Source organism: Neisseria chenwenguii, from assembly GCF_002216145.1.
Lineage (GTDB): Bacteria > Pseudomonadota > Gammaproteobacteria > Burkholderiales > Neisseriaceae > Neisseria > Neisseria chenwenguii.
The window spans coordinates 2,262,686-2,284,335 of sequence record NZ_CP022278.1; the positions used below are offsets into that span (position 1 = coordinate 2,262,686).

Annotated in this window: 20 protein-coding genes; 8 read left to right on the forward strand and 12 right to left on the reverse strand. The window is 51.8% G+C overall.

Going from position 1 to position 21,650, the window contains the following annotated elements:
• Positions 1-89: 89 nt before the first annotated feature.
• The 6 genes from istA (at position 90) to BG910_RS10995 (ending at position 4,669) form a co-directional block, all read left to right on the forward strand.
• On the forward strand, positions 90-1,622 hold the full coding sequence (gene istA, locus BG910_RS10970; RefSeq protein ID WP_089035300.1) for an IS21 family transposase: 1,533 nt from the start codon (positions 90-92) through the stop codon (positions 1,620-1,622).
• Entirely contained in the window at positions 1,609-2,337 is a 729-nt protein-coding gene (istB, locus tag BG910_RS10975; RefSeq protein WP_332457770.1) for an IS21-like element helper ATPase IstB, read from the forward strand. The genes istA and istB overlap by 14 nt, the downstream gene beginning before the upstream one ends.
• Before the next feature lie 309 nt (positions 2,338-2,646).
• Positions 2,647-3,342 (forward strand): recombinase family protein, encoded by a 696-nt coding sequence (locus BG910_RS10980; protein WP_089036871.1) that lies wholly within the window; start codon positions 2,647-2,649, stop codon positions 3,340-3,342.
• Positions 3,343-3,411: 69 nt separating this feature from the next.
• The gene (locus BG910_RS10985) at positions 3,412-3,726 is read left to right on the forward strand and encodes a type II toxin-antitoxin system PrlF family antitoxin (RefSeq protein WP_157694080.1); all 315 of its coding nucleotides are present in this window, start codon (positions 3,412-3,414) and stop codon (positions 3,724-3,726) included.
• A complete protein-coding gene (locus BG910_RS10990) occupies positions 3,723-4,199 on the forward strand; it encodes a type II toxin-antitoxin system YhaV family toxin (protein ID WP_232462205.1) in 477 nt (158 codons plus the stop codon). Before BG910_RS10985 ends, BG910_RS10990 begins: the two co-directional genes overlap by 4 nt.
• A gap of 38 nt (positions 4,200-4,237) precedes the next feature.
• Positions 4,238-4,669, forward strand: a complete 432-nt coding sequence (locus BG910_RS10995; RefSeq protein ID WP_089036873.1) for a hypothetical protein — start codon at positions 4,238-4,240, stop codon at positions 4,667-4,669.
• 10 nt (positions 4,670-4,679) lie between these two features.
• Here BG910_RS10995 and BG910_RS11000 read toward each other — a convergent pair whose 3' ends face one another.
• The 3 genes from BG910_RS11000 to BG910_RS11010 all read right to left on the reverse strand — a co-directional run bounded on the left by BG910_RS11000 (position 4,680) and on the right by BG910_RS11010 (position 6,812).
• Positions 4,680-5,021, reverse strand: a complete 342-nt coding sequence (locus BG910_RS11000) for a hypothetical protein (protein WP_089036874.1) — start codon at positions 5,019-5,021, stop codon at positions 4,680-4,682.
• Between the two features lie 81 nt (positions 5,022-5,102).
• Positions 5,103-6,059: a site-specific integrase gene (locus BG910_RS11005; protein WP_089036875.1), complete on the reverse strand. Its 957-nt coding sequence runs from the start codon at positions 6,057-6,059 to the stop codon at positions 5,103-5,105.
• 78 nt (positions 6,060-6,137) lie between these two features.
• Positions 6,138-6,812 (reverse strand): lytic transglycosylase domain-containing protein, encoded by a 675-nt coding sequence (locus BG910_RS11010; protein ID WP_198344799.1) that lies wholly within the window; start codon positions 6,810-6,812, stop codon positions 6,138-6,140.
• A gap of 58 nt (positions 6,813-6,870) precedes the next feature.
• Here BG910_RS11010 and BG910_RS12440 point away from each other — a divergent pair, with 58 nt between their 5' ends.
• Both BG910_RS12440 and BG910_RS12445 read left to right on the forward strand, forming a co-directional pair.
• Complete coding sequence (locus BG910_RS12440; RefSeq protein ID WP_157694081.1) at positions 6,871-7,032, forward strand: hypothetical protein; 162 nt, start codon at positions 6,871-6,873, stop codon at positions 7,030-7,032.
• Positions 7,033-7,047: 15 nt separating this feature from the next.
• On the forward strand, positions 7,048-7,527 hold the full coding sequence (locus BG910_RS12445) for a hypothetical protein (RefSeq protein ID WP_157694082.1): 480 nt from the start codon (positions 7,048-7,050) through the stop codon (positions 7,525-7,527).
• 44 nt (positions 7,528-7,571) lie between these two features.
• Here BG910_RS12445 and BG910_RS11015 read toward each other — a convergent pair whose 3' ends face one another.
• The 9 genes from BG910_RS11015 to BG910_RS11055 all read right to left on the reverse strand — a co-directional run bounded on the left by BG910_RS11015 (position 7,572) and on the right by BG910_RS11055 (position 21,644).
• Complete coding sequence (locus BG910_RS11015; protein WP_089036876.1) at positions 7,572-12,113, reverse strand: phage tail tip lysozyme; 4,542 nt, start codon at positions 12,111-12,113, stop codon at positions 7,572-7,574.
• 27 nt (positions 12,114-12,140) lie between these two features.
• Positions 12,141-13,676 (reverse strand): conjugal transfer protein TraH, encoded by a 1,536-nt coding sequence (locus BG910_RS11020; protein WP_089036877.1) that lies wholly within the window; start codon positions 13,674-13,676, stop codon positions 12,141-12,143.
• Between the two features lie 10 nt (positions 13,677-13,686).
• Positions 13,687-14,673 carry a conjugal transfer protein TraF gene (gene traF, locus BG910_RS11025; protein WP_089036878.1) on the reverse strand — a complete coding sequence of 329 codons (987 nt, stop codon included), beginning with the start codon at positions 14,671-14,673 and terminating at the stop codon, positions 13,687-13,689.
• Positions 14,674-14,694: 21 nt separating this feature from the next.
• A complete protein-coding gene (locus BG910_RS11030; RefSeq protein WP_198344800.1) occupies positions 14,695-15,711 on the reverse strand; it encodes a tetratricopeptide repeat protein in 1,017 nt (338 codons plus the stop codon).
• A 31-nt stretch (positions 15,712-15,742) separates the two neighbouring features.
• Complete coding sequence (locus BG910_RS11035) at positions 15,743-16,954, reverse strand: TraU family protein (RefSeq protein ID WP_089036880.1); 1,212 nt, start codon at positions 16,952-16,954, stop codon at positions 15,743-15,745.
• A 7-nt stretch (positions 16,955-16,961) separates the two neighbouring features.
• Complete coding sequence (locus BG910_RS11040; protein ID WP_157694083.1) at positions 16,962-17,924, reverse strand: TrbC family F-type conjugative pilus assembly protein; 963 nt, start codon at positions 17,922-17,924, stop codon at positions 16,962-16,964.
• Between the two features lie 73 nt (positions 17,925-17,997).
• On the reverse strand, positions 17,998-18,519 hold the full coding sequence (locus tag BG910_RS11045) for a S26 family signal peptidase (RefSeq protein WP_089036882.1): 522 nt from the start codon (positions 18,517-18,519) through the stop codon (positions 17,998-18,000).
• Between the two features lie 5 nt (positions 18,520-18,524).
• Complete coding sequence (locus BG910_RS11050) at positions 18,525-19,109, reverse strand: TrbI F-type domain-containing protein (RefSeq protein ID WP_089036883.1); 585 nt, start codon at positions 19,107-19,109, stop codon at positions 18,525-18,527.
• Positions 19,110-19,154: 45 nt separating this feature from the next.
• Positions 19,155-21,644 carry a TraC family protein gene (locus BG910_RS11055; RefSeq protein WP_089036884.1) on the reverse strand — a complete coding sequence of 830 codons (2,490 nt, stop codon included), beginning with the start codon at positions 21,642-21,644 and terminating at the stop codon, positions 19,155-19,157.
• Positions 21,645-21,650 lie beyond the last annotated feature (6 nt).

Below are 21,650 nucleotides of genomic sequence, written 5' to 3' on the forward strand. Positions count from 1 at the left end.
AGGGAAATGGGGAGTTGTGCTCCAAAAGTGAGCCACTCTCCGTTTGTTATAAACTGCTCCGCTTTATCACACAGCGGAGCCCAACCTGGATGTTATGTATGGAAACCATCGCAAAAGTGCACCGGCTTTTTCACCGGCAGAAACTCTCACAACGTGAAATCGCCAAACAACTCAAACTCTCCCGCAATACAGTCGCTAAATATCTGCAGCACGCCACCGTAGAACCCCCCGTCTACCGCAGAGAACAAACCCATTACCCCAAGCTCGGTCCTTTTCTTGACGCATTAGCCCAACAATTGCTCCAAGAAGCCAAACTGCCCAAACAGCAACACCTTTCCGCACGCCGGCATTTCGAACGCATCAAAGATGCCGGTTATACCGGACAGTACAGCGCCGTTGCCGCATTTATCCGCAAATTCCGTCAACAGCACCAACCCAAACCAGTTCCGGTCTTTATGGCTCAGGCTTTTGCTCCGGGTGATGCTTATCAGTTTGACTGGAGTATCGAAACCGTTTGTTTGGCCGGACAGACCGTCAAGGTGAATATCGCCCATTTCCGCTTATGCCACAGCAGGGCTTTTTTCATTTGTGCTTATCCCAATCAGAAAGCCGATATGTTGATGGATGCGCACAACCGCGCATTCGCTTTCTTCGGCGGCGTACCTACCCGCGGTATCTACGACAATATGAAGACCGCCGTTACCCGCATCGGCAAAGGTAAGGAGAGGGAATTTAACGCGCAGTTTTTACAGATGATGACCCATTTTCTCATTGAACCGGTTGCCTGTACCCCGGCTTCCGGCTGGGAGAAAGGGCAGGTCGAAAGGCAGATACGCTACCTACGTGAAAGATTGTTCAAACCGACTTTGGCTTTTGATTCCTTCACCTCTCTCAACGACTACCTGCAGCAGCAATGCCTACGGCTGATGCAGCAGCACAAACATCCCGAATACAGGCAGCCGGTTACCGACATATGGGAAAGGGAGAAGCATTCGTTGGCCGCTTTCCGTCCCTATCCGGCAGAACGTTTGGAGATACTCAAAGTCAGCAACCAGTCTTTGGTTACCGTCGAACGTCACCGTTACAGCGTACCGGTCGAATGGGCGGGCAATACGGTTAGGGCTTATATCGGCGCACAGACCGTCCGCTTTTGTAGCGATACCGACTGCATTGCCGAACATCCGCGCAGCTTTGTGAAGGACGGCATCAGCTATAACCCTTGGCATTTTTTGCCCTATCTGCAAAAGAAACCCGGCGCGTTAAGAGACGGCAGGGCTTTTATCGGCTGGGTGCTGCCGCCCGTCATAGAGCGACTGAAAGCCTGTTTGCTTAAACAGCCCAAAGGAGACAGGGTGATGGTCAAACTGCTGAACCTGATGGCCGAATACGATGCTGACTTGGCATTGACGGCGGCGGAATTGGCATTGGACGAAGGTATGCCGACACCGGAGGCGGTATTGAACATCATCAACCGTCTGAAAGAACCGCCTTCACCCCGTTTCCATATCAGGGACATCCCACTTACCGTCCCGCCGTCAGTTGATTGCAGCCGTTATGACCGCTTACTGAGTTTGTCGGGCAAACAAACGGATACGGTGAAGGAGAAACATCATGCAGCATGAACGTTTGGTTGGATTGCTGAAAGAATTGAAACTCGGTGCGATGGCGGAGCAATGGGATGAAATCGTAGTGGACGGCATCCGTCGCAAACGGGGTACGCTGGATATTCTGGAGCGGTTGTTGACTGCCGAACATATAGCCAAAACAGCAAGAAGCACCCAAAACCGGATTAGCCAGGCAAGGTTTCCGCAACACCGCAGTTTGGCCGACTTTGATTTTGAGCAGAGTTTGATACACCGTCCGGCCTTGGAACTGCTGTTGGGCGGGGGCTATATCAGACAAAAGCGTAATGTGGTGTTGGTAGGCGGACCGGGTACGGGTAAAACACACATTGCCACAGCACTGGGTATCGAAGCTGCGACACAAGGATTTAGGGTACGTTTTTGGAATGTACTGGACTTGGTCAACAAATTGGAAGCAGACAAAGACGAAGGCCGTCTGAAACTGACCGAACAGCAATGTCGGTACGATTTGTTGATTCTTGATGAGTTGGGGTATCTGCCGTTTAGTCAGAAAGGCGGTGCGCTGCTGTTTCATCTGATGAGTCAACTGCATGAAAGGACGAGTATTGTCATGACGACCAATTTGGCTTTTAGCGAATGGGTGAAGCTGTTTATGGATGAAAAGATGACGGGTGCTTTACTGGACCGCCTGACTTATTGCTGCGATATTTTTGAGACGGGCAATGATTCTTACCGGATGAAACACCGCTCATAGGGTGGCTCAATTTTAGACCACAACTGTGGCTCAGTTTTGGAATGGAATTGACAACTGGTTCGATACCGATCCGTATTGGCCGATACCGATGCCGGAACTGCGCGGTTATTTGAGAAACCTGCTGCAACTCTGATTGCGGTTCTCTTGATGACGAAGGCTGCCTGAAAATTTCAGGCAGCTTTTTTTTGTATTTATCTGTTATTTGGGTAGAGCTAAAAAACGGTATATCTAGATATCCCCTTTTTTTATTTTTCTATGATTTAAAAAAAGGCAGTATAATTTCAGGACTTAAAAAAAGGAAGGTATGCCATGAATGCCAAAATTGCCCGTATCTATATGCGGGTCAGCACGGACGAGCAGAATCTGGAACGACAACAACGGTTGGTTGACGAAGCTAAGGCGCAGGGATTCTACATCGCCGGCATTTATGCCGAAAAAGCCTCCGGCATCACGCCCGACCGGCCGGAGTTGCAGCGGCTGTTGACCGATCTGCAAAACGGCGATTGGGTATTTGCCGAAAGCATCGACAGGATTACCCGCCTGCCGCCTCGCGAGGCGGAAAAACTGATTGCACGGATTACCGAAAAGGGAGCGGTCATCCAAGTGCCGGAGATTTTCGACTTGACCCAGTTCGATGCGGTGTTGGGCGATGACGACTCTTTGCCCAAATACCTGTTCGAACCGCTGTTTGCCGCCATGCAGAAAATGTTCCTGCGCATTGCGCTGAATATGGCACACCAAGACTGGCAGACCCGGCGCAAACGCCAAAAAGAGGGCATTGCGTTGGCGAAGAAAAACGGCCGCTACAAAGGCAGACCGGCAGATAAAGGGCTGCATCAGGACATTATTGCCCTGAGACTTAAAGGGGTCAGTATTTCGCAAACGGCCAAAACCCTGAAATGCAGCGAATCGACAGTATTGCGCGTCAGTAAAGAGCATAAAAAACGGACTGGTCGATTGGATGAGGAACAGGCGGATATTTTCAGACAGGTATTGACAAGGTAATGCAAAGTCCTTACCATGTTCAAGCAATGCAATTGCATTGTTGATTGTGAATTTTTAAGGAGTATTGTCATGCCTCTACCGCTTACAGCATCCTCAACCCTGACCAGCCGCTTCCAAACCACCGTTCCGGAATTGGTGCGTAAAACTCTGGGGCTGGGTAAACAGGATAAATTGGAATACGTTATCTCTGAGAAAGGTGTTGTTACCATCAAAAAATCTGAAGCCTCAGGTAATACCGACCCCGCTCTGTTGCCGTTTTTAAGTCTGTTGGAACGAGATATACGGGAAAATCCGCAGAGCATCCGTGCCATATCTGCACAGGAACTTTCAAAAACCGAACAACTACTTACCGGTGTTGAAGTTGATTTGGATGAAACGCTGTGAGTATCGTCCGCGAAACCGTACAGATTAACGGCTGGCAGATTTATGTTCATGAACTGTTTTGGAGCCAATATCTCAAATTACGGGAAGAGGTGGAAGCCTTAAAACAGAAGAAGCCGGAGACCTATCAGGCCACAAAGGCAGCCAAAATGCTGGCAGCCGTTCACAAGCTGGCTTTTGAGATTATTCCCACTGATCCGTCTTTGGACGTTTACCGTCAGGGCAATACTCTCGGCAGTGCGTATAAGCACTGGTTCAGAGCCAAATTTTTCCAGCAGTACCGTCTGTTTTTCCGGTACAGCGAAAAAGAAAAAATCATTGTCTATGTGTGGGTCAACGACGACAAAACCAAACGTGCCTACGGCAGTAAAACCGATGCGTACGCCGTATTCGCGGCTATGCTGAAAAACGGTAATCCTCCGGACGACTGGGCGGAATTGAAAAAAGCGGCTGAAAACGTTGCCTTTGATCCCTGAACGGATAGATACCCGAAAACACTTCCAGGAGCTACACCATGCTGAAAAAACTGATTGCCGCATTTGCTGTAACCCTGCCTTTATATGCGGCAGCACAAGAGATACCCGTGCAATACAGGGGTGTATGGAGCAAAACGGCCGAGTGCCACGATCCGGCCATTATCGCTGCCGACTGGTTTGCGCCCAATACCGATGTCGGTATGTCGAAGGTGGTCATGGTTAAGCCTGCCGGCGGCCGCGAACTGATCGTATTCGGCATCGAATCCTACCGGGATGAGGGGGTAACTACCGAAAGCGGCAGCGTACTGGAGATACGTCCGGAGGGGCGCAACGCTATCCATATCCACGGTTATGCCCATGCTTCAAGATTCAGCGGCAAGATGGTGCGCTGCAATAAGCGGGCCGGAATGCAATGGAATTTCAACGGCACCCATATCGTCAACGAAAAGGGACAGCGTATCCGTCCCTGATTTTCAGGCGTTATGGACGTTCGGCGATATTCGCGTCCGGATGCAGGCATAAGGTCTGACGGCTTTTGTTGCAGTTCTTAGATGTGAACACATAACGCTGTTGGGACAGTTTGGGATAGTCCGGGTTACGTCTGATATAGCCCATTTTTATCAAGTCATCGTAAGTCAGATCGGAACGTTTGCCCTGTGTTCCCGGTAACTGATCCAGTTTTCGGTTGCCTGCCTGAATACCTTGGTCGATCTTCGTTGCCGCAGTATTTAGAGGGTTGTCCGACCAGTTGATACTGCCGTCCGGATTGGTAGAACAGGCTGCCAATGTCAAGACTGTTATGGCGGTCGCTAAACTTTTCATTTGTCATACTCCGTGTCAGATTGAAATTTACGGCAGTTTCTGCCGCTGCTCATGGTAAGACGATATTTTGCCCCAGTTACGTTATTCTCCCGTTTTGCGGTCGTGGTTGTTGTGGAACAGTGTATTGACGAAATCGGTGTCCAAATGAGTATATACCTGAGTCGTCGAAATGTTTTTATGGCCCAGCAGCATTTGTACGAATCTGAGATTGTGTGTTTTTTTGACAAAATGCGTCGCGCAGGAATGCCGGAGCATATGTGGCGTCATTCTCCGGTCCGTCCCCATTGACTGCTTCGCCCATTCTTTCAGGTGCAGCCTGATGGTGGAGTTACCGATACCGTTGCCGTGCCGCCCGACAAACAAATGGTTGCTTTTGATTTTGATGTTGGCCGCACTCCGTGCTTTCAGGTAATTTCGTATCCGATCAACGGCACAGTCTGTAATCGGCACTAAACGGGTTTTGCTGCCTTTGCCTGTTACCCTGATTTGGTTTTGACTGAGAAATACGTCGTTTACGGTTAAACCGGTTGCTTCCGATATGCGCAGTCCGGAGTAGGCCATCAATTCGAAAATACAGAGATTGCGCCAATCGATCCAGTTAGGGTTGTCATGGTGGACTAAGCCGTAGTCCAAAAGGTTTTCCAGTTCGTCCATATCGACGGCTTTGGGTAATGCCTCGGGTAGCTTCGGTAATTCGAATTCAAAGCGGTCATAGGATAGGTCAAGCACTTTGGTTTTGACTAGGTAACAAATGAATCCCCTCCAGGCACAAACGTAACGCCGGATGGTGTAGGCTGTTAAATCCGGGTTTTGACCGGTTTTCAGGATGACGGTTTCAATCATTACCGGTTCGGTGCATATTTCGGCAAACTCCGTCACATAGGTACTGTTTGGTCTTAAATGGAGTAGTCCGGTAAACTGTTTCAGGTTGCTCCGATACCCCTCGATTGTTCCGGGAGACATGCTGCGGTAACGGCAGTTGTCTAAATAATCGTGAATATACTGCTTCAACTGTTCTGCAATGTGTAACGGTAACATATCGGTTTCCTTTTTTAAAAATAAAGATTGGCAGGAATTGCCGATATAAAGTTTACACAAAGTAACGCAATCCGCCCGCTAATTGACGTTGGACGTATGGGATTGATAGGCACTGTTTGCGGAATACTTGGCAGGCTGTGTGCCAGAGGACGGGGAGGTGTTTTTGCCCGATACGGCCGCTATGTTGTTACGACCTGTGTTGTTTGCGTAAGCTGTTTTGCGTTTGAATTCAGTATATAATGCACTCACGTTGCGCACATAATTTTGGGTTTCTTTTATATTCGGAACTTTTCTACCGGCTTTCCTTACTCTGCCAGGGCCGGCGTTGTAGGCGGCCAGAGCCAAATCCAAACGCCCGAAATCACGGAACATCTGACGCAGATAACGGGCACCGGCACGAATGGAAACAGTGGGAATATACAGCTTGTCGGGATGTACGCCCATTCCCCTAGCCGTACCGGGCATCACTTGGGTCAGACCTGTTGCCTGCACCCGAGATACAGCCCGATGGTTGTAACTGCTTTCATATGCGATCAAGGCTTTGAGCAACTCAGGTTCAACCCCTTCCTGTACGGCAATCCGTTCGATAGAAGGAGCGTGCTGCCAGTAGTTTGCAATCATGCGGCGGCATTCGGGTGTGTTGATGTAGCCTTTCAGGCAGCCTGAGATTTTATCGGCATGTGTCAAGGGAGAAATGAATAAAGTTGTTAATAAAATAAAATATTTTGTACAGGTGAATTTTTTATTTTTCATTGATAGGATTCCTTAATTAATTCATTGCTCAATTAACTTGCCAAGCTAGGAAATTCGTATGATTTATGATGAAGACCATATCTTGTGGGGCGCACGTCGGCGCAAAAAAATCAGAAATGATACTGATGAAATTATTGCTACACTTGCTAAAAACAAATGGCTTCGTTATGCCTTGATTGTGGCATTGAGCTTGGCAGCTATAGTTGCTATTTGTAGTTGATGTTGAGGGTAGGTTATGAAACATATCTATTTGGTGCTTTCTTTATTTTTAACCTTAATTTCCTATGAAGTTTCAGCTAGGAACTCTAATCTAATTACCCAATTTAATCATACAGGAATTCAAAAGGGAGCAATTTCAGAATCTTGTTATCGTGAACCGTGTGTGGTCGCAAAGGTATTATCTTTTGAAAATATATCTCATACTGCTAACACGTCTCGGATAAAATTAATTCTGCTAGGAGGGGAAAGAGCGTATGAAAGTAAAAGTGTTAGTTGGAATAAAAAACCGCACACACTTATTGTTAATTGCTCTTTGTCTCGACCTGTCATTGAAAAAATTGGACAGCAGCCAACACTTATTCCACTAGGAAATCCTTCAGGTGGGGTGCCTGGTACCCTAGTTGGTAGTGCTGAATTGTATTTGAAAGCATGTCATAATTTTACTGGTACTATAGAGGATGCTGTATCCAGGTTCGGCTATCAAGTTCAGGAATAATTTTGAATCTCCCTCAATAGACAGGCCACTTAGTGGCCTGTCTGTTATTTTGCTGAACGGTCGGTTAATGCTTTTTGCAAGGCATTGTAAAAGCTATCACGATTGCTGTGTCCTGCCGCATAAGCGGGATCGTTATATCTCCAAGCAATATAGTTGGTTCCCAACACTTTTGTTGCTTCTTGGTAGCTTACATTTGGATTGTTTAAGAATATTTGTTCCGTTTTGTTATAAGCATTTACATTGCGCATCTCGTGAATTGCAAATGCAACTTGAGCGTTAACCGCAGCTTGTCCTTGTTTATAACTGCCATCAGAATTCATTAAACCTCTTTCTTTCATCCATGCATCAAGTTGTTTTTCTCTGCCGCTTTGCCATGAAATAATACCTTTATTTGTTTTATTATTATGATCATCCGTATGTGAGCCACTCATTATGTTTGTACGGAAGCTATTTTCACGACCTACCTCGGCAGTAAATGCAGATGCTTGAGCATGTGATAATCCATTAGCTCTTGCTGCATCATAAATAGCCAACATGTTGATTTTTTGCTCGCTACTGAGTGATGGGACACGACCTTGACCAACATAAGATGAACCAGTCTGAGAAAGGAAAGAGCTGTTACCAGTAGTTGAAGCTTGGGTGCTTTCATTGTTACTGGATGTCGTTCCTAGTAATCCTTTTACCTGACCGGCTTCTGCCAATGAGGCAAAACGGTTGGCGGCTTCCTGGTTGTTAAATTGGAAGTGGACATGATCTCCTGTCGCTCCATTCTTGCCTTTCCATTCGTAATCGACAGAATAGTCTTTTTTCTGGAAGCCGTTATCCTGCATGAGTTTGTGGATGCGCGACTCTGCCTGTTCCCAGTTGGAATGACGTGTACTTAAAGCGTCCAAGGATTTCCCTTCTTGATCAAGCACCATATCGACTGCTAATCCTTTTGTATGCAGGCTTCTCGGCCTTTCTTCTACATGGTATCGGTCGTTAAATGCGCTAAATCTGACATCCTGTTGTTGGTTATCAAACAGTTTCTCCATGGCATGGGCAATGGCCAGCGTGCCTTTGTGGGTTTCGATGCCGTTTATTTTCTCTCCGGCAAATGCTTCATTTCTCTGTAAATGGGTCAAACCTGACCGGCTGGTTGGCAATGCCATTCCGTCCCCGCCATTGCTGGCTGTTGTCGGTACGGAATTGGCTATCGGAGCCGCAGGATTTCTGCCGATGATTTCTTCAATCGGTTTGCCGTCTATGGTTTTGGTTGTGTCGGACATATTAAAACCACTCATCATTTTCTGATTGGCTTCCATCTGTCTGATTTTGGCATTAAGTTCGGGGTTGTTTGTATCGGATAAGCCGGTCGGGCTTGTATCCTGTGTTCCTGTGATGTCTCGGAGCAAACGTCCCGTACCCAATGAAGCCGCTTCCAGACCGCTGGTCAAATACCCGAGAGCGGCACCACCGTAATCGCCTTTATCCAATTGTTCTCCCGCGTTATGCCATGCCTTCCACGCATCAGCCTGTGTGTAATCGAAGAATTTCTGCAAAGCAGGGCGGTCATTGACTTCCTTCATAACGCTGTTATTGAATTCGGTCATTTCGGCTACTCTGGCTCGGTTGTATTCCAAAATCTTCTGACGTTCGGCGGGTGTTAATCCTTCCGGTTGGCTGTGTCCGTTACTGGACAGCGTGTTGCTGTTTCTCGGATCTCCGAACGATGAAGAGGTACGTCCCTGTGGGTTGGCTGCCTCCAACTGCTCTTTGTTGTTCAGAGGGTTTTGGAAGCTGCCTAATTGGCCGGCATTGTCGGATGAAATCTGTTGCTCAATGGTTGCCTGATTGTCGGTACGCATGGTACGGTTCTGCTCCTGTACGGCTAATGCCCCTTGAGCCATGTTGGCATAGGCTTGTGCATGTCCGGCCGGATTGGCGGCAGACAATCCATGAAGAGCCGCTAATGCTGCAAAGCGTTCGCTTTCCGTACCTGTCGATAGTCCTGTCAGAGTACTGAAATATGCGCTGCTGTTGCTGCTGGCAGCCTGCAAGGCTGAACCGGCGGCGGCATCGTATTTGCCCGCCGAGGCTGCGCCTGCCGATAATTGCTGCTGAGCCAGCACTGCATCATTGGATACCAAGGAAGCGAAACCGGTACGGTTGATACTGGTACTGAATCCGTGGCTGACGGTGTCGCTGGTTGCCTGTTCGATGCTGCGTGCCTGTTCGCGTGCATCTGACAGGTTTTGGCTGATGGAACTGTTCAATTGGTGCGAGTTCATGGTGCCGAAAGAGGTTTGGATGCTTTCGGTATTGCCTATATTAGTTCCTTGTGTGAGGTCGTGGCTATTACCTTCGGTATCTTTGTAGGTAACACTATCGCTGATTTCTCCTTTTGCTCCAATGCTTACAACTTTATCGCCGCTAATGCCTAAAGCAAATTTCTCATTAGCTGCCACGGCATGTTCTCCAGTATGTGCAATACGTGCAACATCTTTACCATCCACGGTTTGCGTATAAACAATCCCTGTCTGCGTTACTTTGCCATCGCTGTCGATTTGTGCCAGTGTTCTGCTTTCCGCAGCTCCTTCCATCATCTGTACTTTGGCTGCAGCGGATGTCCGTGCGCTGTCTATTGCCTGTTGGCTCGTTTGCAGGCTGATGGCGGCAGGATTGGTGGCATCGGCGTTGCTCATGATGTTTTGGGCGAAATTCTGTGTACCCAAAGTACCGCCGGCGGAACTGTTTTGCAGCATTCTTGCCATACCGACCACTTCGGATTGATCCAGTTGCGGTGCGGCTTTGCTTTCGTCCACATAATCTTTGCCGCCCATGTTCATCCGCTGTGCCAGCTGCACCATGCCGTAGATGGAACCGCTCAACAGGGACAGCATGACCAGCGGCGTTGCGGCCATCAGGGTGGAAGCCGATGCCAGCATATCCTGCGTGCTGTTGAAAATACCGTTGATGACCGCCGGCGACAATATCCGACCGGGTTCGTCTGATCCGGCAATGGCTAATACCAAGTCGCGCATACGATTGTGGTAGTTTTGCAACATATAGAACGAAATCGCGCTGTTGAGCGGCAGCCAGGAATTGATCCATGCGGCAAACAGCAGGTAGGCACCCATGATGCGCATACCGCTCCAGCCCATGGTTAGGATGACAAAAATCATGATAGGGGACATGACGATATAGATGAACATCAGGATATTCATGGAGTGTCCCATGAAATTCTGAAACATCGATGCTTCGCCGGCGGCATCGACAGCGGCGCGGTTGCGTGCCTCGGACATCATGAAAGCCTGTTTGGCGCAATTGGCGTCATTGCTGCCGACACAGCTTTGGACGATGTTGGTAAAGATCATGTTGGCTTCGATTTCCACCGCGCTGACCGCATTGGCTGAAGTGAATACTTGAGCCAGTGCGGCGGGCTGCATCTGTCCCTGCTCGATCTGACTACGAACCAGATTGAGCAGGGTATCCGGGTTGCCGACACCCATGGCATCGGCGGTGCGGGAAGTATCGCCTCTAGCTGCCGCTGCGATAGCTTGCGGCAGCTGGTCAAGTTCGCTCTGTGCGTTTTCGTAACGCTGCGTATCGGCTATATGTGTACCTTTGACTGCCGACAGGTTGCGTGTATTGGTGGCGGAAACGGCAGTTTGGGAATAGTTTTTCCCGGGTAGGTTGACAACGTTTTTCAGCATCATCAGGGAAATGATTTTGCCGGCATCGGAACAGCCGACCAAACCGATGACCGGCGGATCACCCGCCTTGGCGGCAGGTAGTGCGATGCGGACCATGCCGGTTTGGTGTCCTCTGGCCATCACATTGAAGATGCCGCCTTTGTCAGCGTCTCCCCAGCGGTCCGACCAGTTGCATACTTGGGAAGCGTTGGCCAGGTTGGAGAGCATCAGGGTGTTTTCCGGGGCGGAAAACTGGTTTCTCAGGCGCAGTACGGTTTTCAGAGGGCTGAAATAGCCTTCGGCTCCGTGGGTTAGGATGCCGCCCTCGGTAACAGCTGTACCGCTACCGGTAGCGGCGGTGTCCGGCAGTACCTGCATACCGGTATCGTAGATTTCGGAAACCTTTTTGGAAATATTGGAGAAAAAACCCAACGGCCATGCCACTCCGATGGGTACGTTGTCGATTTTGCGGAAACCGACTGCCCCGGCACCGGCTCCACCGCGCGCGTCGTAATAAGACGATACCCATACCGACGTTTTCGGAATGAACAGCGTGGCCACAATCACAATCATCAGAAAAGTATTGGCCGGATCCATGGTGCGTTTGGTAATGAACTGGGTCAACATCACGGCTAATGCTATCAATGCTCCCAAGGTCAGCAGGCTGATCAGGGGGGAGCCGGTGCCGGCACCGTTGAAAAACATGGCTACTGCATTCAGACCGCGAGCAATCACATCAATGTCGCCGACCACCCATAAGGTAGTGATGTCGCTGTTTCCTTCGGTTTCGATGCTTGCCGGCAGTGCATCTGCCCATGCGGCCAAAGGTGCCAATATCAGAGTTAGGATGCCCAGATATTTCAGGCAGCCTGAAAAAATTCCTTTTGATTGTCCGATGACATGCTTGTCCATGGTACGTTAATTCCCGAAGGTTGGTATTTACTGTTGCAGCAGACCGGAATTGTTGCCGGTCAGCATGACCGCTCCGCGTACAAGACGTACGAAGCCCTGTTGTGCGGCGGAACGGCTGCCGCTGTCCTGATATTTCTGTGCCTGTGCGGCCAGAGTATCCACCTGTTTCTGTTGCGCAGGAGACATGGCCACAATCCGTTTGCCGTTTGTATCGACGTTGGCCGAATAGGCAACGGATAAGGTTTTATTCATACTCAGTACCAAATCGGCCGCCATCTGTTCTCCGTAAAGCCGTGCAGCGGCATCGGCAGCCTGAATGGCGGTCTGTCTGCCAGCTTTAGCCGCTTGGCTCAATACGTCGACGCTTTCTTTCGGCAGGCGGCTCAGAAAGGCGGACTGTTCGGTACTCAGGGTTTGGGTATTGTCGGCAAAATAGGCCATGATGCTGCCGTTCTGTATCTGTGTGGCAATGGAATCCCCCATTTTGTTACCGTCGCCGAAAGCGGTTTGTTTTCCGATCAGCAGATTAAGGATGTACCGGTGCGTACCGGGGAAGTCCGAATCCGCGGTACTGACGTTTTGGCAGCTGTCCGCCTTTTGGATGTCGAAGTCCGAACATTTGTAGCCGCTTAAGGCGGCTCCTGTCGGTGCGCCGTACACGATGTCGTTGAACGTCCAAATCGGAGCGAGCTCCTTGTCGGTCCGCTCACTCGAGCCTTTGGCAAACCGCCCGCCGGAAGCCGAAGATGAAGCATTGCCGCCGGTCAGGGTAACTTGGGTTCCGTACAGATTCATGGCCATTTGCAGGAATCCCTGATTTCCACCGTAAGGAGCCGTATCCACCGCACCGTTTCCCGATGCGTTGAATACGCCGGCGGAAACAAGAGTGTTCATCATGTTGTTGCCGTATTCGGTCGATTTTTCTGCCGCATTGTCAGGGCGGTTGGCGTTTTTTCCGCGGTAGGTGCGGTTGTCGTTGGCTTCGGCAAAGTCTGCGGCTGCGCCGGATGAGGCAGCCTGAACCGCTTCTGCGGAGCTTTTGCCATCGTCGCCGAATGCTGAGGGATTACGCTGCCCGCGTGCCCAATCCACCGCGGCCATGCCGATTTGACAGGTATTTTTGGCGTAGCTGTTGATTTTAGTAGTCCAGTCCTGCAAGCCGGACATGATGTTCTGACAGGGCGGGCACAAATTATCCATAGCGATTTTGAGGGCGTAGCCGGTACCGTTGGCGATGATTGCCCGTATCAGGTTTTGTGTATTTTTCGCCGAAATCATCGAAAAACTGCCGAAATAGGCATCAATGCCGCCGCAGCCCGCCGAAATGCGGGGTGGGTCGAAAGCCAAGATGTTGAAGCTGCGTACGGGGGAACGTACCGACAAACCGCCCAGCGTACCACCGTAGTTATCGTTGACTCCGCCCAAAGAGGGGGAGGTCTGGTTCCACATGGCATCCATGCCTTTGGCAATGTCTGCCTTGGCATCGGCTGTGGCCAGCCATAAAGATAATACGGCGATGGTGGGGACGGCATACTGCTGCAATAAATTACGGGTGGATTTCATGATGTGTCCTTTACATTTTTCTGCGGATCATTTCGTTCAGCATTTTGACCAGTTCGTCCGGGTTGTCCGGGTTGCGCATCCGGTTTTTGGCTTCCGCCATGTCCTGTGCCGACAGAATGCCCCTGTCTTGCAGTTTGGCCAGATTGCTCAGTTCGGGATCGGCCAGTTTCATGTCGACGGCCGCCAAAACAATTTTTTCTTCCAATTCGGATTGGGCCATCGCACCGTGGGCAACGATGGCCATTTTTTCAGGAGGGGCGACCAAAACCACCGCAGGTGTCAGTTTGATGCCCAAGGTGCGTGCACGCTCGGCGTTACGGTCGTAGCGTATCTGTGCTGCGGTCATACCCGGGATGATGCCGCCGTCCGTACTGATGTAATGGACGGTCAGACCGTGTTTCTGTGCCAGTAGTCGGGTGGTTTCGTATTGGCTGTGGCAGAACGAACATTTAGAATCAAAAAACATCCACAAACCGGCTTTGCCTTTCAGGTCGCGGATGATGCCGTCTTTGGCCTGGGCAACCCGCGATAATGCCTGCGCCCGCGCCATGGACGAAATCGGAAAGCGTACCGATTCGTCCAACATCGGATCGTTCTGTACCACTTTTTCACTCATGTTTGCGAAGTTGGTGGACATGTCCGACATAACGCGTTCCATGTATTTATAGGCACGGACGTTTTCTTCGGTCGGATTTGTGATGGCACGTTCCAGAAGTACCTGAAGATTCTTCCGTACCCACGGTGCAGAAAACGGTTCGTCATCCTGCTTTACCTCGGCAGGTTTATCCGCTTTGGCAGGAGCAGGTTTTTGCGGGACAGGTTCTGGTTTGGGTTTGGCCTGTTCCTGTTTCTGAGGTGTGGGGTCTTCGTACCAAAACCAGCCTTGAGGTTGTGCTTTCCGGTAGGCATTGTCGGCATACACCGGTAAAGTCGATACGGTTGCGGCGGTAACCGCCAAGACGGCTGCCGTTGCGGCCGTTTTCAGTTTTTTGTTCATATCGTCGCCTCCCCTGTTGTGTCAGCGTTGCGGGATTTCGGTATTAATCGGCTGTTTCCAGTCAAAGGATTTCGGAACCGTGCCGTGGGTGCTGAGCCAGCTGCGTGTCTGCGAGCGTACCTGTTGCTGTTTGGCGACGGGCAGGGCTGTCATAGCTTTCTCTGCCTGGCGGCTGTACCGTTTGTTTACCATGGCTGCAATCGTCCACCACTTAGCGGCATCGACCGGATTGGCTTCGCGCAGCTTATCACCGCTGCCTTGGTATTTGGCCAAAGCCACCATGGCTCCGACATGCCAGCGGTTGGCGGCGTTCAACAGGACGGGGTAGGCGCGATAGGGGTTCTGTACTCCTCCTTTGCCGTTCAATATCGCCATACCGTATCCGTACAGTCCTTCGGCTTCATTGGCTTTGGCAGCACGCTCCCAATACTCCAATGCTTCTTTTTCGTTTTTGGCAACTCCGTAACCGCGTTCCAAAATCTGGGCAATATAAACGGTCGCAGGCCAAAATACTCGATGCTGGCCCGGTGCGCGGTAGGCACTCTCCGCAGCCCTGAACCAGCGCAGGGCCTCCGCACCATTGGCCGCTACTCCTTGGCCGTAGTAGTAAACCAGCCCCATGTTGTAGGCAGCCATATAGTTGCCGTTGATGTCCGCCAGGCGGCCTTTATCCATGCGTTTGGCCGACAGGTTGTAGGCTTTAATCGCTGTGGACATGTCCGGCTTGCCGCCCGAACCGGGTAATTTGCCGGTATGGGCAAGATAGCCGTACTGTAATGCCGCCCAGCGGTTGCCGCTGTTGGCGGATTTTTTCAGTTCGGTAACGGCGGACGCATTGCCCGACTGTACCTGACGGTACAGATCCAGCGCATAGCTTTGGTCGCGCTGCCAAATCCGTTGCCCGCTTTCTGTTTGGGCGGTGCGAGCCTGCTGTCGGCTGCCGTGCAGACCGCTGCTGCCGAATACTTTGCCCGTATCCGCATGAACCGGAAAAACCGCCAAGGCGGTTACCAAAAAAACGGAAAATTTGTATTTCATATTGACATTGCCTTCTTGTGGAATTGATCTGTCAGTTGAATTCGCAACAGTCCACCCACCGCCACAGCAGATAGACGGCATCGGAATCATTGTTATCTAGGGATTGGTCGCTGCGGGAAACAGCCCAGGCAAAATTGCTGGAACCCAAACGGTGCGCACCTTTACCACCCATATTGAGAAAGTTGGCTACTTCGCCACTCAATTGACCGAACAGAGCACCTTCGCTGATGCCCATGTCTCCGCCGCTGCTGCCGCCCGATCCTGATTCGGGGTAGGGGAACAGCATGGAGGACTTGAATTCCGATTTGGACGCATACGGCACAGGAACCGGCGTACACAGGGCTTTGTCACCGACCGTCGAAACCGATGCGTAACCGCCGGTACGGTTGGATAGCATGATGGACCGGTTCAGGATGGTGGAGGTGCCGATGATGCTGTTTTTCTCAGCCGACATCGATCCGGCGGCTGGCAGGTTGTTACCCATGCATCCGCCCAACCAGTAGGCGGCATCGTCCACCATACCCCAGCCGATACCGGTGGTGTTGGCGATACAGGAAGCGGTGTGTGCGGGCAGGTCGAACAGGGGGCTGTTGACCAAGTTGCCGATTGCCATCCATTCCGGATAGAGCAGGTTCATGTACACAGGGTCTTTTTTCGACCAAACCGGTTGGGCAATCGAAGTTTCGAGGTTGCCACCTTTGTGGAAGCAGCGGGGATTCCAGCCGTAGGGGTTGAACGGGAACGACCAACTGTGGAAATGGCGGAATGAGGTGTCGTAGCGGCCTGAGGATTCGCCTGCAGTCAGGCGGGTGACCTGTTCCGACTGCCCGGTGCCGGCTAGTGCGGCCATCTGTTGCAGCAACGGTTTGACCGCATCCCCATACACGGGAGAGCAGCTTGCGTTGCGAACGACTTCGACGAAACGTGTCGGCAGCCACATACCTCTTGTATAACCATAAATGGCGTACGGTTCTTCGCCGCATTTGCAGGTAGATTGTGTGGTGGCATGGGGCGGGTGCGGTACATCTCCGCCTGAGATGACGGTATTGCCCATAATCCGCAGCGGAAAGGCCGAATCGAAGTCGAAATTGATTAACGCGTCGAAACCGGCGTTGGAGCAGGTTTGACTGCTGCCGTTGCCGCTGCTGCTGTCTGCACCGCTATCAAAGGCGTAAAGGCTGCCTGAAAGTAGCAGTCCCGCTGCCAGTACGGATAATCTGACTGTTTTTTTGCCGTATTTCATTGTTGCCTCAATCGAACGGGTGTACTGAAACTACCCGGAATGCCATGCCTTCTTGTTGCAGGTAGGTGGGTACCGTACGGATGCTCAGGCGTTGTGCCAGAGATGTGTTCAAAGGGGAGGCCGGAATGCCGGTTCCTGCCAGTTTGCCTAGCCGGGTATAAAGTACCAAGGTTTGGGGGCGTTCTTTGATAATACGCTGCGCGTAGCGCACTTGGCGGATGTCCCGTCCGTCAAGTGCCAATATGGAACGTCTGCCGAGTGGGTCAGCGGCCAAAATATTGAACATTGTGCCGCGCGGATAAACCGTCATGCCGGTTTTGGGATTTCGGATGTCGAAATCCGCACGCATATACGGAATGTGGAGCCGGTTCTCGATGCCTTTGGAAACCGGCAGATCCATATTGCCGGCCATCTGGGCAGATACAGATTCTGCTGCCGAACGTGCCTGCGCTTTCCAGTCCACGCGGGCTGCCGCCTGTTTCATGATTTTTGCCTGATCGGGTTCCGATACTGCCCATTGACGACTCAGACGTTGTCCGAACCGGCGACCGGTAATGGCGGTCAATGCCTGATCTAGGGATGGTGTACCCTGAACCAGATACCATTTGCCTTTATCCTGATGCAGCAGCGCAGGTACATGGCTGATGCGGTAACGGCGGAATGCTTCGGGCATAACCATGATGTTGGGCGGGTTTTTGCGGGCGGATTCGGGCAGTTTGCGTACTAATGTTTCTGCATACTCAAACGCCTTGTCGGCACCTCCGCTGCCCCAGCCGCGGTACAGAAATACCGTATCCCGGCGTCCGGCTCCCTGTGTCAGCAGCTTCAACAGTTCCTGTTCGGGCATGGAACGGGATACGAATACCACCGTGCGGATACCGGCCAGTTGTGCCCGGGCAGGATTTTCGCCCCGGGTCAGCATCTGGGTAGGGCTGCCGCCGGGAACCACTTGGCCTTTCAGGCTCTGCATAAATCTTGTTGTATTTGCCTTTTGGCTGTCGAGCAGCCGTTTCAGGTCAAACGTTTCCCCGTTTGCCGTCCCGCTAAAACAGAGGCAGCAGACGGCCGCGAACCATAGAAGCCCGGTACGGCCCCCAGTAGCGGGAGTCCCAGGAATGTTTTTCCGTGCCGAATACAAAAATCTCATCGTCTTCCAATCTGTATGCCGTATCCCAATAATCCACGGGTTTGCCCAGTTTGCCTGCGCCGTAGCGGACATCCGCGATCAGGCTGCCGTTGATATAGACGTTGCCGTTGCGGATTTCCACTTTGTCGCCCGGCAGTCCCGCCACCAGTTTGCCGACAGGCAGTCCGTCCGGTATGACGGGAGCCATGCCCCGTGCCGGAAACAGGATGACGTCGTTACGGCGCAGCGGTCTGTATGTCTGTTTTTTGTCGTACCAGTACACCTGCCATGGCAGGCAGCCCGCCGTTTTGGCTTCCACCATGACCGAGCCCTGTTCCTGCAACCACGGGCGTACGGTCCATGCACAGGCGGCAACGGCCAAGCCGGCAGCGCAGACTGCCAGTCTGACGCGTAGCGGAGGCAGCGGTTTTTGGGTCATATGTGTCAATCCAACTGGCTGCCCAAGCGGGCATCTGATGCGTTTGCGGGTGTTTGGTTTGCCGGTAAGCCCGTAGGAACCGGTGTGCTGCCTGAAAAGCTGTTACTGCTGCCTGCCTGCGGCAGAGGCTGTTCTGATGGCAGGGTAATGCCCAGTTCTGCCGCTACTTGGGCGGTGATGTCGGCACCCGGCGGTGCGGTCAGTACGGCTGATTTGCGTACGATGATCCTGCCTTCTGCGGCCATGGCATCCAGCTTGGCTTGAATGCCGCTCAGTTGCGCGGCCAGCTTCTGCTGTGCCGCAGGCGTATCCGCCTGTGGGTCGGACAATGCCTGCCGGATGTAGGCAGCAGCCAAACGATCGGAATCGACTACGGCCAATTTCTCTGTCGTTGCGGCTGTCGGAACAATGGTGCGGAAAAAGCTGTACCCGCCCAATACCAAGGCCAGCAATACCATGACCGTCGTCAGGCCGCTGCCGCCGGAGGTTGCAGGGCGGCCGTTTTCAGGCAGCGTTTCGGGTTGCTGTGCCGCTGTGCCGGTGCTGCCCGTTTTGCCTGCTTCGTCTGTTTTGTTCGGTGTCTCGTTCATGAAAGGGATCCTCTGTGATTCCGGTTGAAAGGCTGTCTGAAAGGGTTAAACCGTGCCGTCCCCGTACAGGCGTTTTGCTTCGGCTTCGACAATGTGGGTAATCTGTTCCCCACGGCGTACGCGCTGCTGCAATTCCTTGAAGAGTTCGCCTTCGGTGGAGAATAGTACGCGGTTGAACGGAGTTTCGATCAGGCGGGCAATACCAGCGTTTTCGCCGCTGCGGATCAGGATTTCGCTGTATTGACCCTTGGCGGTTTTTACTTCCCGCATCAATTTTTCGGTATAGGCATCTACTTGCAGCCAGTTTTTTGCTTTGGCTTCTTCGATGGACTCCGCTCGTTGTTGCATATAAAAATTGGTGTGTGCCGACGCCATGATGGCCGAACCGAATTCGGTGGCGTGAATCTGTTTCGGCGACTGTATAACCACGCCTGCGGAACCGTGTTCTTTGCGGACTTTGGAAAACAGTTTGGCGGTAAATTCGGCAAAAGAAGGATCGCCCAAGCGGTCGCCGCCTTCTTCGACGATCATCATCCGTTTGCGCAAATCGCGCGAAGTGAACATTTCCTGCGCAATGGTGGTGGACAAAATCATCAGCACCACGTCGCACAGATGCTTGTTGCCGGTCAGTCCCGACAATTCCAATATCGTCCAATCCGCTTCGGCGCGGAAGTTGTTCGCTCCCCTGAACCAGCGTCCCATCGAACCGGTCGAGCCGAACGGAGACAGCAGCATGGCCAGCTCGTGCTGTTGCGCAGCCATCGAACCGGTCTGATTGTTCAGGTATTGGATAATGTCGGTAATTTCGGCCTTGTTGCCTTTGGCAGAAAACACTGATTTGACCGCTTCTTCCAGCAGCGCACGCTGTGTGTCGGTCGTGCCTTCGGTCGGTTTGGCCATCTTGCCGAGAATGGGCAGAATAAGTTCGATCTCCTGATCAATGTCCGATACTTTGGTAAAGGGATTTAGACAGACGTCCGAGTCGAAATGGAAATCTAGAATCTGTGCCCCCGAAACCATGCCTGATGCCAAATAGGAAGAGCCGGTATCCATGAGCCAGATTTTGGTACCCAAAGACAGTTCGTCCTGTATCAGACGCTGAACGGCAAATGATTTGCCCGTACCCGATGCACCCATCCAAGTCCAGTTGTAGTTGAGATTGCGCTTGTCGAACAAAGAGTAGTGAAACAGCCGGCCCAAACGGGTGGTCAGCAGCATTTCGTTTCCGAAACCCTGCCATTCATCGGTTACGGGCAGCAGGTGTGCGGCTTGGGAACCCACCATGGTTTTGAAGCGGTGGGTGTTTTTGATGCTCTCGGGGGAGGCATTTAAAGGCAGTTGGTTGAAAAAGCTGACTTCCGGAATATATTTTTCCGGACGCATGACAAAGCCCAAACGCTTGTAGTACGTTGCCATGGTTGACTGTGCGGTGCGGACGGCATTGGCCGAACGGTTGAACAGACACAAACTGGTGCTGACCTCCACGGCATTACCGCCTTCCAGCATCAGTTCGGCCAATGCCTGAAAACTGTCACGCTTCTTACGCAAGCGTGGTGACCATTTCAGCATCAGTGCATTGGCCGATTTTTCGGTCTGCACTTGCGATGTACGCACCTTTGCCGCTTTTACGCCCTGATCCGGAAAATGAATGGTGGTGCAGAGCGCATAAGGCATTCCGATTTGCGCACCGTTGCCGGGCGGGTTGCCTAAAAGTTCGATCATCTTGGAGAAGTGGAACGGGTTTTCCGCGCCGGGATAGCGGTCCAGAACCAGTATCCCCATATACTGCCTCTCCCGGGAATAAGAAAAGCCAGAACAGTGCAGCACGTCGTGACGGCGGTTGTCCCAGTTCATACGCGAACCGACGGGAAACAGCTGCTCGTTGAGCGGTACATTTTCTTCTACGCCGGTGTCCCAAGGTTCGTATATCGAAAAATAACGGCGCAGTACCCCCATCATGGCGGCAGTACGCAATACTTCGGCATTGATGCCCATGACGGTCAGCTGTGACAGGGCATTGCGGCGCATTTTCAGGAAAGCGGCACACTCTTGCTGGAAGGCGGCTGTTTCTTTGGCATTTCCCGAAAAGGGATTTTGTGTTTTCAGCGGTACTTTGAACGTCCACAGGCCGAGGCTTTCCAATATGCGGGTATCCGAAGAAGCCACCAGTTTCTGACGGGTGCCGCGCTGTAAAAATGCCGCGCGGTCGCGTACCGCATACTGGGCGGTCTGTACCGATATATCGCCGGATACGCCCATTCTGGCATTGGCATAGGCATCCATTATCGGCTGTACGAAAGGGGAGCCGATATTGATGAATTGCATAATTGTGCCGCCCGGATAGGGTTCGTTGAGCAGCACGGCCGCATCGACCGGGGTTTTTTCGCTCCATCCGGCCATCGGCGAAAACAGGCATACCGAGCCGATGGCATTGTCTTTTTCACAATAGAAAATACCGTCTTCGTCATTACCTGCCGTCAGTGTGATAAATTCCCAGCCGAGGTCGCGCCCGGCATTTTTTTGAAAAATATTCATACCGAA

What these genes read in the sequence shown, in the direction of transcription:
- istA (WP_089035300.1), top strand. Translation starts at nt 90, where the DNA reads ATGTTATGTATGGAAACCATCGCAAAAGTGCACCGGCTTTTTCACCGG.
- BG910_RS10980 (WP_089036871.1), top strand. Translation starts at nt 2,647, where the DNA reads ATGAATGCCAAAATTGCCCGTATCTATATGCGGGTCAGCACGGACGAG.
- BG910_RS10985 (WP_157694080.1), top strand. Translation starts at nt 3,412, where the DNA reads ATGCCTCTACCGCTTACAGCATCCTCAACCCTGACCAGCCGCTTCCAA.
- BG910_RS10995 (WP_089036873.1), top strand. Translation starts at nt 4,238, where the DNA reads ATGCTGAAAAAACTGATTGCCGCATTTGCTGTAACCCTGCCTTTATAT.
- BG910_RS11000 (WP_089036874.1), bottom strand. Translation starts at nt 5,021, where the DNA reads ATGAAAAGTTTAGCGACCGCCATAACAGTCTTGACATTGGCAGCCTGT.
- BG910_RS11005 (WP_089036875.1), bottom strand. Translation starts at nt 6,059, where the DNA reads ATGTTACCGTTACACATTGCAGAACAGTTGAAGCAGTATATTCACGAT.
- BG910_RS11010 (WP_198344799.1), bottom strand. Translation starts at nt 6,812, where the DNA reads ATGAAAAATAAAAAATTCACCTGTACAAAATATTTTATTTTATTAACA.
- BG910_RS12440 (WP_157694081.1), top strand. Translation starts at nt 6,871, where the DNA reads ATGATTTATGATGAAGACCATATCTTGTGGGGCGCACGTCGGCGCAAA.
- BG910_RS12445 (WP_157694082.1), top strand. Translation starts at nt 7,048, where the DNA reads ATGAAACATATCTATTTGGTGCTTTCTTTATTTTTAACCTTAATTTCC.
- BG910_RS11015 (WP_089036876.1), bottom strand. Translation starts at nt 12,113, where the DNA reads ATGGACAAGCATGTCATCGGACAATCAAAAGGAATTTTTTCAGGCTGC.
- BG910_RS11020 (WP_089036877.1), bottom strand. Translation starts at nt 13,676, where the DNA reads ATGAAATCCACCCGTAATTTATTGCAGCAGTATGCCGTCCCCACCATC.
- traF (WP_089036878.1), bottom strand. Translation starts at nt 14,673, where the DNA reads ATGAACAAAAAACTGAAAACGGCCGCAACGGCAGCCGTCTTGGCGGTT.
- BG910_RS11030 (WP_198344800.1), bottom strand. Translation starts at nt 15,711, where the DNA reads ATGAAATACAAATTTTCCGTTTTTTTGGTAACCGCCTTGGCGGTTTTT.
- BG910_RS11035 (WP_089036880.1), bottom strand. Translation starts at nt 16,954, where the DNA reads ATGAAATACGGCAAAAAAACAGTCAGATTATCCGTACTGGCAGCGGGA.
- BG910_RS11040 (WP_157694083.1), bottom strand. Translation starts at nt 17,924, where the DNA reads ATGCAGAGCCTGAAAGGCCAAGTGGTTCCCGGCGGCAGCCCTACCCAG.
- BG910_RS11045 (WP_089036882.1), bottom strand. Translation starts at nt 18,519, where the DNA reads ATGACCCAAAAACCGCTGCCTCCGCTACGCGTCAGACTGGCAGTCTGC.
- BG910_RS11050 (WP_089036883.1), bottom strand. Translation starts at nt 19,109, where the DNA reads ATGAACGAGACACCGAACAAAACAGACGAAGCAGGCAAAACGGGCAGC.
- BG910_RS11055 (WP_089036884.1), bottom strand. Translation starts at nt 21,644, where the DNA reads ATGAATATTTTTCAAAAAAATGCCGGGCGCGACCTCGGCTGGGAATTT.